Source organism: uncultured Arenimonas sp., assembly GCF_963976025.1.
In the GTDB taxonomy this organism is placed as follows: domain Bacteria; phylum Pseudomonadota; class Gammaproteobacteria; order Xanthomonadales; family Xanthomonadaceae; genus Arenimonas.
Window position 1 is genome coordinate 1 of sequence record NZ_CAXBJS010000014.1, and the last position, 12,813, is coordinate 12,813.

The 12,813-nt window shown below is 69.0% G+C and carries 12 protein-coding genes; 6 read left to right on the forward strand and 6 right to left on the reverse strand.

Annotated elements, in window-relative coordinates:
* Nucleotides 1-37: 37 nt before the first annotated feature.
* Nucleotides 38-1,177: a sensor histidine kinase gene (locus AACZ35_RS02010; RefSeq protein WP_339825440.1), complete on the reverse strand. Its 1,140-nt coding sequence runs from the start codon at nt 1,175-1,177 to the stop codon at nt 38-40.
* Nucleotides 1,178-1,320: 143 nt separating this feature from the next.
* Between AACZ35_RS02010 and AACZ35_RS02015 the strand changes: the two genes are divergently transcribed.
* Complete coding sequence (locus AACZ35_RS02015; protein WP_339825443.1) at nt 1,321-2,046, forward strand: hypothetical protein; 726 nt, start codon at nt 1,321-1,323, stop codon at nt 2,044-2,046.
* On the opposite strand, the gene phhA is transcribed toward AACZ35_RS02015, so the two are convergent.
* A complete protein-coding gene (gene phhA / locus AACZ35_RS02020) occupies nt 1,992-2,879 on the reverse strand; it encodes a phenylalanine 4-monooxygenase (RefSeq protein ID WP_339825446.1) in 888 nt (295 codons plus the stop codon). The genes AACZ35_RS02015 and phhA overlap by 55 nt on opposite strands.
* Before the next feature lie 122 nt (nt 2,880-3,001).
* Between phhA and AACZ35_RS02025 the strand changes: the two genes are divergently transcribed.
* A complete protein-coding gene (locus AACZ35_RS02025; protein ID WP_339825449.1) occupies nt 3,002-3,481 on the forward strand; it encodes an Lrp/AsnC family transcriptional regulator in 480 nt (159 codons plus the stop codon).
* Here the strand turns inward: AACZ35_RS02025 and AACZ35_RS02030 are convergent, their stop codons facing one another.
* The 4 genes from AACZ35_RS02030 to AACZ35_RS02045 form a co-directional block, all read right to left on the reverse strand.
* Complete coding sequence (locus AACZ35_RS02030) at nt 3,482-5,131, reverse strand: M28 family metallopeptidase (RefSeq protein ID WP_339825452.1); 1,650 nt, start codon at nt 5,129-5,131, stop codon at nt 3,482-3,484.
* Nucleotides 5,132-5,202: 71 nt separating this feature from the next.
* Nucleotides 5,203-6,405 carry a GGDEF domain-containing protein gene (locus AACZ35_RS02035; protein ID WP_339825455.1) on the reverse strand — a complete coding sequence of 401 codons (1,203 nt, stop codon included), beginning with the start codon at nt 6,403-6,405 and terminating at the stop codon, nt 5,203-5,205.
* Nucleotides 6,406-6,477: 72 nt separating this feature from the next.
* A complete protein-coding gene (locus AACZ35_RS02040; RefSeq protein WP_339825457.1) occupies nt 6,478-7,251 on the reverse strand; it encodes a rhomboid family intramembrane serine protease in 774 nt (257 codons plus the stop codon).
* A 43-nt stretch (nt 7,252-7,294) separates the two neighbouring features.
* A complete protein-coding gene (locus AACZ35_RS02045) occupies nt 7,295-8,266 on the reverse strand; it encodes a TerC family protein (protein ID WP_339825460.1) in 972 nt (323 codons plus the stop codon).
* 293 nt (nt 8,267-8,559) lie between these two features.
* Here AACZ35_RS02045 and AACZ35_RS02050 point away from each other — a divergent pair, with 293 nt between their 5' ends.
* Genes AACZ35_RS02050 through folE form a run of 4 tightly spaced genes read left to right on the forward strand, consistent with a single transcriptional unit; the run spans nt 8,560 to nt 12,811 of the window.
* Nucleotides 8,560-9,726: a GGDEF domain-containing protein gene (locus AACZ35_RS02050; protein WP_339825462.1), complete on the forward strand. Its 1,167-nt coding sequence runs from the start codon at nt 8,560-8,562 to the stop codon at nt 9,724-9,726.
* Between the two features lie 39 nt (nt 9,727-9,765).
* Nucleotides 9,766-10,938, forward strand: a complete 1,173-nt coding sequence (locus AACZ35_RS02055; protein ID WP_339825464.1) for a class I SAM-dependent rRNA methyltransferase — start codon at nt 9,766-9,768, stop codon at nt 10,936-10,938.
* 9 nt (nt 10,939-10,947) lie between these two features.
* The gene (locus tag AACZ35_RS02060; protein WP_339825466.1) at nt 10,948-12,180 is read left to right on the forward strand and encodes a TCR/Tet family MFS transporter; all 1,233 of its coding nucleotides are present in this window, start codon (nt 10,948-10,950) and stop codon (nt 12,178-12,180) included.
* Between the two features lie 46 nt (nt 12,181-12,226).
* Nucleotides 12,227-12,811 (forward strand): GTP cyclohydrolase I FolE, encoded by a 585-nt coding sequence (gene folE / locus AACZ35_RS02065; protein WP_339825468.1) that lies wholly within the window; start codon nt 12,227-12,229, stop codon nt 12,809-12,811.
* Nucleotides 12,812-12,813 lie beyond the last annotated feature (2 nt).

Here is a 12,813-nt window from a genome sequence, read left to right on the forward strand (position 1 = left end):
TGGTCGTCGGCCAGGGCGACACGGATCCGTTCGGCGCTCATGCCGCCACCGGCAGCCAGGCCTGCAGGTGCACGCCGCCGGTGTCGGTGCGGCCAAGCTCCAGCCCGCCGCCCAGCGCCTGCAGGCGTTCGCGCATGCCGCGCAGGCCGTTGCCCGGCTCCAGCGCGCCGCGGCCGCGGCCGTCGTCGCGGATGTCCAGGCGCAGGCCGCCGGGTTCGCGCGCCAGCACCACCCACAGGTTGTTGGCCTGGGAATGCCGGGCGGCGTTGGTCAGGCCTTCCTGCACCGCGCGCAGCACGGCCTCGGCCTGGGCCAGCGAGCCCACGCGCGCGTCGCCGTCTATCTGCAAGTGCAGGCGCGGCCGCGGGAAGGGCGTGGCCAGGGCTTCGATCGCCGGGCCCAGGTCCATGCCGTCGGAGCGGCGCATCTGTTGCACGACCTCGCGGATGTCGGCCAGCAGTTCGTCGGCCAGCCGCGCGCACAGCGCGACCTGGGCGTCACCGGCCACGCGCGGGTCGCGCGAAAGTGCCGCCAGGTTCAATTTCAGCGCGGTGAGCTTGTGCCCGGCGACGTCATGCAGTTCGCGCGACAGCCGCAGGCGTTCGCCGTCGCGCGCGGTTTCTGCCAGCAGGGACCGCGTCGCCAGCAGGTCGGCATTGGCGGCGGCCAGTTCGTCGCGGGCGCGTTCGGCGCTGACGCCGAACCAGGCGGCGCTGGCGGCGAAGATCTGGAAGCAGCCCACCATCAGGGTGCCCACCAACGGCGAAGCCCAGCCCCAGACGAACGCATAGACGCCATACAGCGCCAGGTTCGCCAACACCAGCACCACCGCGACCCCGCGCGGCGACCACAGGTGGGCCACCTGCACCGCGCACAGGATCAGCAGGATCGGCAGCGTCGAATTGCGCGCCAGCGCCATCATCGCGAAGGCCAGCAGGTACTGCGCGACCACCATCGCCCGCAGGCGGGTGCAGGGGTTGTTGTCGGCAGACAGCACGCCAAGGAACAGGCCGAACCAGGCCAGGTGCACCGTCGCCAACAGCCAGGCAGGTGGCGCCGCCTCCAGCCACGCGGGCACGCCCGAGCCCAGGAAAATCACCTCCCAGCCGATCGCCGCCCAGGTGACGTAGCCGGCGAAATTGAGCGGCGTGAACAACTGCTTGAAGGGTGCGTGCATGCCGCCAGCTTGGGCCGGCGCCGCGCGGGGCTCAAGCCCTGGCGGCAACAAAGTGACTTCCGGCACCCGGAACCGGTGACCGCCGGCACCTGAGCGGCCGGCGCGGCCGGCCGAGACTGTGCCCACACCGAAGGAGCTACCCCATGGACCTCGCCAAGTTCACCGTTTTCGCGCACGTCGTCGCCGGCACGATTGCCCTGGCCACCTTCTGGACGGCCGGCCTTGCGAAGAAGGGTTCGCCCCTGCATCGCAGCGTCGGCAAGGTCTACCTGCTGGCCATGCTGGGCATCATGCTGACCGGCATCCCGCTGGTGCTGCAGCTGATCGCGCGCGGCCAGCCGGTCGGTGCGCTGTTCCTCACCTACCTGCTGGTGCTGGTGGGCAACGCCACCTGGTCGGCCTGGCGCGCCATCCGCGACCGCCGCGACCGCGCGGCCTACTTCGGCCACATGTACTGGTTCGTCGCCGCGCTGACCGCCGGCAGCGGCCTGGCCATGATCGCCTTCGGCATGCAGGTGGGTGCGGTGCTGCTGCAGGTGTTCGGCGGCGTCGGCGTGCTGGTCGGCATCGGCGCCTGGACCAGCTGGCGGCGTTCGGCCACCGACCCGAAGTGGTGGCTCAAGGAACATTACGGCGCGATGATCGGCAATGGCGTGGCTACCCACATCGCCTTCTTCGGCATCGGCCTGCGCGGCCTGCTGCCGGGTGTCGATCCGCAGCTGCTGCAGCACTTCGCCTGGTTCACGCCGCTGGCCGGCGCCTTCATCGCGGCCTGGTGGCTCAACCGAAAGTACGGTCGGCCGGCCGCGAAGACTCAGACGTCGCCGTCGTCGAGCCAGCCTTCGCCGGTGCCGCGGTTGAACACCTGATCGCCCGGCTGCACGCTGCCGGCCGGGAAGCTGTCGACTTTGCCCAGGCGTTCGTAGATGGGCGTGAAGTCGGGCCGCGTCGCTTCCATCAGCTGTTCGTAGCTGTCGATCACGAAGTAGGTCTTCTGGAAGGTGTCGATGCGGTAACGCGTGCGCATGATGCGCTCGAGGTCGAAGCCGATGCGGTTGGGCGCCTTCGATTCCAGGCAGTGGATCGATTCGCTCTTGGAGCTGACGATGCCGCTGCCGTAGATGCGCAGGCCGTCGTCTTCCTTGATAAGGCCGAATTCCACCGTGTACCAGTACAGGCGCGTCAGGTTCACCAGCGCTTCCGGGCCGATGCCGTGTGCCTTGACGCCGCCGCGGCCGTAGGCGGCCATGTAGTCGGCGAAGACCGGGTTCATCAGCAGCGGCACGTGGCCGAACAGGTCGTGGAAGAGGTCGGGCTCGCTCAGGTAGTCGAGCTGGTCGGGTTTGCGGATCCACCACGTGACCGGGAAACGCCGGTTGGCCAGGTGTTCGAAGAAGGTCAGTTCCGGCAGCAGGCCCTCGACGCCGATCAGCTCCCAGCCGGTGGCCTTGCGCAGCACCGGGTTGAGTTCGTCGAACTTCGGGATGCGGTCGGCCGACATGCCCATCACTTCCTGCTGGGCCAGGAATTCCTTGCTGGCCCGGCCGGGCAGGATTTCGCGCTGGCGCTTGAACAGCGTCGCCCAGACCTCGTGGTCGGTGGCGGTGTAGTCGCCCCAGGGTTGTTCGACCACGGCCGTGGTGTAGACGGGCACGTAGCCCTTGTCGGTGAGCTGGTGTTCGACGCGGCGCGGGGTGTTCATGCCTTTCTCCGTACGCTTTGCACCAGTCTATCGCCAGCCGGCCGCAATCGGCTTGCGTACTTGCGCAACTGGCCCTTAACCGCGCAACATAATTGCGTCAAAGACGGCAGGGACCGCATGAAGTGGACCAGCTAAAGTTCGATCGCACCGACCTGGCCATCCTGGCCGAACTCCAGCGCGAAGGCCGGCTGAGCAACGCCGACCTGGCCGAGCGCGTGAAACTTTCGCCCTCGGCCTGCCTGCGCCGCGTGCAGCGCCTGGAACAGGACGGCGTGCTGGCCGGTTACGCCGCCCGCATCGACCCCGAGCGAGTCGGCCTGGGACTACAGGCCTTCGTGCGCGTGCAGCTGGCCCGCCATGACGCCGACGCCGTGCAGGCCTTCACCGAACGCGTGAACCGCTGGGACGAAGTGGTGGCCTGTCATGCCCTTACGGGCGAGATGGACTACCTGCTGCAGGTGGTGGTGCAGGACCTGGCGCACTTCTCGCGTTTCCTGCTCGACCACCTTCTCAATGCCAGCGGCGTCGCCGACATCAACTCCAGCTTCGTGCTGCGCACGGTGAAGCAGGCGCGCGGCCTGCCGCTGGGTCACCTGGGCTGATCACTGCCCGCCGAAGGTGCGGCCGAAGAAGTCACCTTCCTTCCAGCGTGGCTTCTGGTCGGCATCACCCACCCGGCGGCCGATGGCGGCGTTGAGCATCGCCAGGCGCGCGGCGCTGGGGTAGTGGATCGGCAGCGCGGTTTCATCGCTGGGCTGGTGGTAGTGGCCGGTGAGGAAGTCTTCGTACAGGGCCAGCGCGTCCACGTCCGGCGAACGGGCCTTGATGCCGGCGTCTAGGTACACGGCCGGAATGCCCTTGCGCACGAAGGCGTACTGGTCCGAGCGCACGAACACCACTTCCTCGGGCTTCGGGTCGGCGGTGAGGCCGATGCCCAGCACGTCGGCGGCGGCCTTGACGTCGTTTTCCAGGCTGGAGTGTTCGATGCCGATCGGCACCACGTCGGTGACGTCGGCCAGGAACACCGGCATGTCCATGTTGATGTTCGCCACCAGCGTGCCTTCGACGCCCGGGTTGGACGCGAAGTGTTCGGCGCCGAGCAGGCCGCGTTCTTCGGCGGTGAGCGCCACGAACAGCAGCGTGCGCTTGGGCGCCGGCGTCGCCACCAGTTCCGTCGCGGCTTCCAGCATCACCGCCGTGCCCAGGGCGTTGTCGAAGGCGCCGTTGTAGATGCCGTCGCCGTCCACTTCGGCGCCGATGCCGACGTGGTCGAGATGAGCCGTGTAGACGATGTGCTCGGACGCCAGCGCGGCGTCGGTGCCGGCCAGCCTGCCGACGACGTTGTGGCTGGTGACCTTCGCCAGGGTGGTGCGGCCGGCCAGCGTGGCCTGGCCTTCGAGGTCGAAGGCTTCCAGCGTGCCGGCCTCGCGGCGCGCGAAGACTTCGTCGGCGTCCATCGGCGCACCTTCGAACAGGCGGCGCGCCGCATGCACGCCCAGGCTGGCGGTGGCGCGCAGCTCCGGGAAGGCGTCCACCGGCTGGCCGTCCGGGCCAAGCAGGCGCATGCCGGGCATCGCCCAGTTGCGGGCGCCGCGGGCCCAGGGGTATTTGGCTTCGTCCACCGGGTTGCCGATCTGCACCGCACCGACGGCGCCGCGCTCGGCCAGGGTGATCAGCTTCTGCCGGCCCGAGGCGTGGAAGGCGCGCTGGGTGTTGGCGAAATCGGCCGGGGCGCCGGAAAAGTACACGGCGATCTTGCCGCGCACGTCCACGCCGTCGAAGTCGTCGTGGTCCAGCTCGGGTGCGTGCACCGCCTGGCCGACGAACACCAGCGGCGCGGTGACCGCGTGGCTGGCGGCGTTGTAGTTCACGCCCGGCAGGAAGTCGTCCTGGAAGGTGAATTCGATGCGTTCGCCGCCGCGGCTGATGCTGAAGCTGGCGCCTTCGGATTCGCGCCGGCCTTCGAGCAGCGGCACCGCCTGCAGGTAGCTGCCGTCGTCGCCGGCCGGTTCCAGGCCGATGGCGCGGTAGCGGTTGGCCACGTACAGCGCGGCCAGGTCGTAACCGCGGGTGCCGGCGGCGCGGCCTTCAAGCAGGTCGTCGGCCAGGAAAGCAACGTCGGCCTGGATGCGGCGGGCGCCGTCGGCTTCCCGCGCGGCCGCCGCGGGCGGAGCGCCGGGCGCATCGGGCGCGGGTTCGCGGCCGCAGGCCACCAGCAGGGTCAGGGCGATCGGAACCAGCAGCTGCTTCATTCGGGGCACTCCCAGGGACAATCCCCTGACGCTACCACCGGGCCCGGCTGCTGGGAATGAAGACCATGTGCCTAGTCGGCCGGGTGGTCCCAGCCGCTCATCGCGTCGGCCATCACCAGGTCACGGCCGGCGTGTTTGGCGGCGTACATGGCCCGGTCGCCGCGCTGCAGAAGCTGCGAGAACAGCCGGTCGGCCGGGGCCAGCACCGCCACGCCGATCGACAGCGTCACCTTGCGCGGCTGGCCCCGCAGGTCCAGCGGCCGGTCGGAGAACGCTTCGCGGATGCGTTCGGCCGCCGCCGTTGCGCTGGCGCCGTCGGAATTGGGCATCAGCACGATGAATTCCTCGCCGCCCAGGCGGCCCAGCACGTCTTCCGCGCGCAGGCACTCGCGGATGCGCTCGACCGCGCGCACCAGGGCCAGGTCGCCGGCGGCGTGGCCCAGTTCGTCGTTGATGCGCTTGAAGTGGTCGATGTCCACCACCTGCAGGGCCAGTGACGTGCCGTGGCGGCGCGCGCTGGCGATGGCGCGGGTGCCGAGTTCTTCGATGGCGCGGCGGTTGTAGACGTCGGTGAGGTAATCCACGCGCGCGGCGCGCTCAAGCTCACGCTGGCTGCGATCGGTGCACAGCAGCAGGAAGCCCACCGTCGCCACCACCGGCAGGATGCTGCCGACGCCGTAGGTAAGCAGCTGCACGTGGGTCAGCTGGAACACCGCGATCACCTGGCCCGGGTCCCAGGTGAGCGCAAGCGCGCGGTAAACCATGATCAGGGCGGCCATCAGGAAGGCGCTGCCGGCGACATGGCGGATCAGGCCGCGCCCTTCGGGGCCTCGGTAAATCGTCCAGGCGCAGTAGCCCAGCATCCAGGCCAGCACGAGGGAGATGGCAATAAGCCGCATGGTCAGGTCGGGCTGCACCAGTCCGAACCAGGCCGAGACGGCAACGGCCAGGACCACCATGCCCCACAGCAGGACGTGCGGCACCTTGAGCCGGTGGAAACGGCGCAACGCCACCGCATAGGCGGCAAACGCCCCGGCGATGCAGGCGTTGGCGACCACGATCGTCACCCAGCCGGGCAGCTGGTCGCGCTGGCTCAGCAGCACGAAGCCGGTGGGCTGCAGCAGGGTGGCGGCCACCCACCAGTTCATGGCCGGGCGGAAGGCGGCGGGCATGGCGCGGGCCACCACCGCCAGGACGACGCCGATCAGGAGGGTGAGAAGGGCACCGACCAGCAGGCCGGAGCGGATGTCGAAGGACCACTGCACGTACGGCATCGCCTCCTTTGGCGATGGCGGGTCACGGCCCAAGGGTTCCACCCCTCCGGCGGGGGCGCAAGCCCGAGAAATTCAGCGACCTGCCTCATCCTCGTCGCGCCGGGGCCGGAATGGCAGCACCACGCCACCGGGCGGGGGCACCGGGCGCTGCCACAGCACGGGCACGTCCTCGGGGCGCGGCGGTTCGAACTGCGCCGCTTCGGCCTCGGCCAGAGCGGCGGCCTGCTCTTCCTCGATTTCCCAGCTGTAGCGCTTGCGCGGCGGTTCCGGGTCCAGGCGTCGCCAGCGCCAGGCCGCGACGATGCCGGCCAGGGCGCCGCCCAGATGGTATTCCCAGGACACGCCGGGCTCGCGCGGCAGGATCGTCAGCACCATGCCGCCGTAGAGGAAAAACGCGATCAGCGCCGCGGCGATGGCCGCCTTGTCGCGCCGGAACAGGCCCAGGAACAGCAGCAGGAACATCAGCCCGTGGGTGAGCCCGCTGGCGCCGATGTGGAAGGACGGCCGGCCGATCAGCCAGGTGACCACGCCCGACAGCAGCCACAGCACCGGCAGCGCCCGCAGCGCCGCCCGCGGATAAACGGTGCCGACCAGGGTGCCCAGCACCAGCAGCGCGCTGGCATTGGCCAGCCAGTGCCCGGCCGAACCATGCAGCAGGGGCGCGGTAAGGATGCCGACCAGGCCTTTGGCCTGCAGCGGCACCAGCGCGAACTCACGCAGGCCGCCCAGAGCCGGAGTGGCGAAAAAAATCGCGCCGATCAGCGCCACGAAGGCCATCGAGGCCAGCAGGGCCAGGCGGAAGTGGCGCCCCACGGCCTCGGCGTGGCGCTTGCGTTCGGAGTCCATCCCTTTCAGGTGGGGACCGGCGGGCGCGGGTGCAAGGGCCGGGTCAGCCGCCGGGCAGCACGTCCTTGGGCTGGCGGGGCTTCACCCACAGGCTCATCACCATCGACGTGGCGATGGTGGCTGCCACCACGCCCAGCGAAATCGCCACCGGGATCTTGTAGATGTCCACGATAAGCATCTTCGCGCCGATGAAGATAAGCACCATCGCCAGGCCGTAGGCCAGCAGGTGGAACTTTTCCGCCGCGCCGGCCAGCAGGAAATACAGCGCGCGCAGGCCCAGCACCGCGAACACGTTCGAGGTGAGCACGATGAACGGGTCGGTGGTGATGGCGAAGATCGCCGGGATCGAGTCGACCGCGAAGATGACGTCGGTGATGGCGATCATCACCAGCACGATGAACAGCGGCGTGTACTTGCGACGCCGGCCCTGGCCCAGCCACAGCGCTTCGCCGTGGTAGCGCCGCACCATCGGGAAGCGCCCGGTGAGCCAGCGCAGCACCGGGTTCTTGTCCATGTCCGGTTCCTGGCCGGCGGCCCAGAGCATCTTCGCGCCGGTGACCAGCAGGAAGACGCCGAAGATGTAGAGGATCCAGTGGAACTTCGCGATCAGCGCGGCGCCGACGAAGATCAGGATGCCGCGCAGCACGATCGCGCCCAGCACGCCCAGGATCAGCACCCGCTGCTGCGACTGCGGCGGCACCGCGAAATAGGTGAACAACATCAGGAAGACGAAGATGTTGTCGACCGCCAGGGCCTTTTCGACCAGGTAGCCGGTAAGGAACTCCAGCGCGATGCGGTCGGCGTCCTGCGCCGGCATCTGCCCCTGCAGGTACCACCACAGGCCGACGTTGAAGACCATGGCCAGGCCGATCCAGGCCAGCGACCAGATCACCGCTTCACGGGTGCTGACCTTGTGCGGGCCGTTCTGCCGGAGCACCAGCAGGTCGACGGCGAGCGCGACCAGGACCAGGACCGTGAAGACGGTCCACATGAGCGGGGTGCCGATGGTTTCCAAGAAAAATTCTCCGAAGCGTGGCCTGTCGTCCGGGCCACGACGTCTCGTTCCGGGACGGAACGACATTCACCGTGGGCGGGCGAAGGTCTCGCTCGCAGGCCTTGGGCCTGCCTGCCGGACCGGGGTTTTGGACGTGGGTCCGGACCCGTGATGACGATATCGGCAGCGGGAGCTACTCCCCTTCTGTGGGCAGATTCTGTCATGCCCGGTTAACTTGATGTCAATCACACCCTTTCGCGCCGCCTCCGCGCTAATCTCGGGCCCGTGGCCGGGTGGCCTCGGACGGGGACGGCATGGCGCTGGACGTACTTTCGGTGATGCAGGTGGGCGTGCTGCTCAGCGCGCTGACGGTGCTTTTCCTGACCCAGGCCGGCCAGCACTTCCCGACCGAGCGCCGGCGCCACCTGCGCATCTGGACCGTGGGCTTGCTGTTGCACCCCCTGGCCTGGGCCATGCTCGCCCTTCGCGGCCAACTGCCTGATCCGGTGTCGATTTCCCTGGGCAACGGCCTGCTGCTGCTGGGATTCGCGGAAATGGCCCGGGCCGTGCGCGGTTTCCAGGGCCTGCCCGAGCGCCGGTATCGCCTTTGGGGAGAGGTGGTGGTGGCAGTGGCCGGCCTGGTCTGGTTCTCGGAATTCCGCCCGCACTACAGCGCCCGCGTGCTGGTCAATTCCGTCGCCGCGACCGTGCTGCTGGGCAGCATCGCCCTGGCCATGTCGGCCGCCTACCGGCGCGGTGGTTTCACTGCCGCACGCCTGACCGGGGCCTTTGCGGCCTTCGGCGTGCTGGTGGCCGCCTGGCGGTTCGTCGAACACTCGCTGGCGCCGCGGGCCCAGGGCAGCCTGTTCGAGGCGGGTCCCAGCGACATGGTCGTGTTCACCTACGCCTGCGTGGGCGTGATGTTCCTGAGCCTGGGCTTCATCCTGATGCACACCGAGCGGGCCTACGAAGACCTGCGCAAGCTCGCCACGGTTGATCCGCTAACCGGCGTGCTGGCGCGCAGCGGCCTGGTCGAACACGGCCACCGCCTGGTGTCGGAATCGCGCCGGCACGGCCGGCCGCTGGCGGTGCTGCTGCTGGACATGGACCAGTTCAAGGTCGTCAACGACACCTTGGGCCACGCCGCCGGCGACGGCGTGCTGCGGCACCTGGCGGCACGCGCGCGGCTGGTGCTGCGCGGCGAGGACGTTCTCGGCCGCCTGGGCGGCGATGAATTCGTGGCCCTGCTGCCCAGCACCGACGCCGCCGGTGCCCGGGTGGTGGCCGAACGCCTGCGCGAGGCCATCAACCACGCCCACATGCTTTACCGGGGCGAAGAAATCCCGGTGCCGGTGTCCATCGGCGTCGCCCAGGTCCGGGCCGACGAGCCACTGGAGTCCGTGCTCCAGCGCGCCGACCTGGCCATGTACCAGGCCAAGCGGGCCGGCGGCGACCGCGTCGAGCTTTCCCCGGCGGGCTGAGCCGGGGCAGGGGCGGGCCGGCCCCGGTACAATCCGCCGATGAATACGCCTGCCCTGCCCGTCATTTCGCTCAAGATCGAGCGCCGTTCCAACCACCCCTGGATCTTCCAGAAGATGGTGGTCAAACCCGACGCCAAGCCCAAGCCGGGCAGCATCGTGGACATCGTCGACAACACCGGCAAGTGGGTCGGCCGCGGTTTCTACAACGGCCATTCGCGCATCGCCCTGCGCGTGCTCACCGAAGACGCCGACGAGGCGGTGGACGAGGCCTTCTTCGCCCGCAAGATCGCCGACGCGGTAGCCCTGCGCCGGCAGGCGCTGCGCCTGGACGAAACCACCGACGCCTGGCGCGTGGTGCATTCGGAAGGCGACGGCCTGTCGGGCCTGGTGGTGGACCGCTACGGCGACCTGCTGGTGGTGGAGTTCTTCTCGGCCGGTGCCTTCCGCTACCGCGAATGGGTATATGCGGCGCTGCGCGAGCAGTTCCCGGGCTGCCGCTTCTACAGCTTCGCCGAAGAACACGTGCAGAAGCAGGAAAGTTTCGACTTCCGCGCGCCGCCGGCGCCGGAGCCGAGCCTGATCACCGAACACGGCCTGAAGTTCCGCGCCAGCCCGGGCAGCGGCCACAAGACCGGCTTTTTCGCCGACCAGCGCGACAACCGCGAATTCCTGGCGCGTTTCACTGCCGGCAAGCGCGTGCTCGACATCTGCTGCAACTCCGGCGGCTTCGCCATCTACGCCAAGGCCCGGGGCGGCGCCGGCGAGGTGATCGGCATCGACCTGGACGAGGAAATCCTCGAGGTCGCCGAGAAGAACGCGCGCCTGAACGATGCAAAGATCAAGTTCGTGCAGGCCGACCTGTTCCACTACCTGCGCGACGCCCACCAGCGCGGTGAACAGTTCGACGTGGTGGTGCTGGACCCGGCCAAGCTGACCCGCGACCGCGAGCAGGTGATCCCGGCGCTGAAGAAGTACAACGACATGAACAAGCTGGCCATGCAGGTGGTCAGCCCGGGCGGCATCCTGCTGACCTGTTCGTGCACCGGCCTGGTGTCGGAAGAAGAATTCCTGGACATGATCCGCCGCGCGGCCTTTTATTCGGGCCGCACCGTGCAGGTGCTCAAGGTCGCGGGCGCCGGCGGCGATCATCCGTTCATGGCCCACGTGAAGGAAAGCCGCTACCTGAAGGCAGTGTTCTGCCGCGTGCTCTGAGGAAGACCCATGGACGCGCCACTGGCTGAACTGCCGCGCGTGCGCAGGGCCGCGCTGGCCTTTATCTTCGTCACGGTGCTGGTGGACGTTATGGCCTTCGGCCTGATCATCCCGGTGCTGCCGCATCTCCTGAAGCAGATCACCGGCGGTGAAATCGCCGACGCCACGATGTGGCACGGCCTGTTCGCCACCGGTTACATGGTGATGCAGTTCTTCGCCCAGCCGGTGCAGGGTGCGCTTTCCGACCGCTTCGGGCGCCGGCCGGTCATCCTGGTCTCGAACGCCGGCCTGGCGATCGATTTCCTGATCATGGCCATGGCCAACACGCTGCCGCTGCTGTTCATCGCCCGGCTGCTGTCGGGCGCGACTTCGGCCAGCTTCAGCACCGCCAACGCCTACATCGCCGACGTCACGCCGCCGGAAAAACGCTCCGCGGCCTTCGGGCGCCTGGGCATGGCCTTCGGCATCGGCTTCACCGTGGCGCCGGTGATGGGCGCCTGGCTGGGCGCGGTGGACCTGCACCTGCCGTTCTGGGTGGCGGCCGGGCTGTGCGCGGCGAATTTCTGCTACGGATACTTCGTGTTGCCCGAATCGCTGCCGCCGGAGCGGCGCGCGCCGTTCGAGTGGCGCCGCGCCAATCCGCTGGCCTCGCTGAAGATGCTGCGCGCGCACCCGGAACTGTTCGGGCTTGCCGGCGTGAGCTTCCTGATGGCGCTGGCGCACCTGGTGTATCCCACCACCTTCGTGCTCTACGCCGACTACCGGTTCGGCTGGGGCCTGGAAATGGTCGGCTGGACCCTGTTGTTGGTCGGCGTGCTGACGGTGATCGTGCAAGGCGGCCTGGTCGGGCGCATCGCCCGCACCTTCGGCGACCGCCGCACGGTGCTTATCGGTGCCACCGCCGGCGGCCTGGGGTTTGCGATGTATGCGCTGGCGCCCAACGGCTACTGGTTCTGGGCGGCCATGCCGGTGGCGGCGCTGTGGGCCGTGGCCGGCCCGGCGGCACAGTCGCTGATGACCGCGCGGGTTTCGCCCACCGAACAAGGCCGGCTGCAGGGCGCCATCGGCAGCCTCAGTTCCATCGCCGGCATCCTGGGCCCGACCCTGTTTACCCAGACCCTGGCCTTCGTGGCGGCGAATGAACTGCGCGGTCCGATGGCCGGCGCCAGCTTCTGGCTGGCCGCGTTCATGGTTTCGCTGGGTGGGCTGCTGGCCTGGCGGGTCACCACCACGCGGCCCTGACACGGGCCGGGGTTAGGATGGGCGCCACGTTCGAGGAGCCGTTGCCATGACCAAGACCGTCACCCAGGACCAGGCCGAGGATGCCGTCCGCACCTTGCTGCGCTGGGCCGGCGAAGACCCGGCGCGCGAAGGCCTGCTCGACACCCCGCGCCGGGTGGCCAAGGCCTACGGCGACTGGTTCAGCGGCTACAGCGTCGACCCGCGCGAGTACCTGGCGCGCACCTTCGAGGAAGTCGAGGGTTACGACGAGCTGATCGTGCTGCGCGACATCGAATTCGAATCGCACTGCGAACACCACATGGCCCCGATCATCGGCAAGGCCCACGTCGGCTATCTGCCGGCCGGCAAGGTGGTGGGCATCAGCAAGCTGGCCCGGGTGGTGGAGACCTACGCCCGGCGTTTCCAGGTGCAGGAAAAGATGACCGCGCAGATCGCCAACTGCATCCAGGACGTGCTGCAGCCGCGCGGCGTCGGCGTGGTGGTGGTGGGCGCGCACGAGTGCATGACCACGCGCGGCATCCACAAGCGCGGCGTCAGCATGATCACCTCCAAGATGCTGGGCAGCTTCCGCGAAGACGCCCGCACCCGGGCCGAGTTCCTTCGTTTCATCGATGTGGGACCCGGCCGCTAGGT

Coding starts and splice junctions, on each gene's coding strand:
- AACZ35_RS02060 (WP_339825466.1), top strand. CDS start 10,948: ATGGACGCGCCACTGGCTGAACTGCCGCGCGTGCGCAGGGCCGCGCTG.
- AACZ35_RS02050 (WP_339825462.1), top strand. CDS start 8,560: ATGGCGCTGGACGTACTTTCGGTGATGCAGGTGGGCGTGCTGCTCAGC.
- AACZ35_RS02030 (WP_339825452.1), bottom strand. CDS start 5,131: ATGAAGCAGCTGCTGGTTCCGATCGCCCTGACCCTGCTGGTGGCCTGC.
- AACZ35_RS02040 (WP_339825457.1), bottom strand. CDS start 7,251: ATGGACTCCGAACGCAAGCGCCACGCCGAGGCCGTGGGGCGCCACTTC.
- phhA (WP_339825446.1), bottom strand. CDS start 2,879: ATGAACACCCCGCGCCGCGTCGAACACCAGCTCACCGACAAGGGCTAC.
- AACZ35_RS02010 (WP_339825440.1), bottom strand. CDS start 1,177: ATGCACGCACCCTTCAAGCAGTTGTTCACGCCGCTCAATTTCGCCGGC.
- AACZ35_RS02055 (WP_339825464.1), top strand. CDS start 9,766: ATGAATACGCCTGCCCTGCCCGTCATTTCGCTCAAGATCGAGCGCCGT.
- AACZ35_RS02015 (WP_339825443.1), top strand. CDS start 1,321: ATGGACCTCGCCAAGTTCACCGTTTTCGCGCACGTCGTCGCCGGCACG.
- AACZ35_RS02035 (WP_339825455.1), bottom strand. CDS start 6,405: ATGCCGTACGTGCAGTGGTCCTTCGACATCCGCTCCGGCCTGCTGGTC.
- folE (WP_339825468.1), top strand. CDS start 12,227: ATGACCAAGACCGTCACCCAGGACCAGGCCGAGGATGCCGTCCGCACC.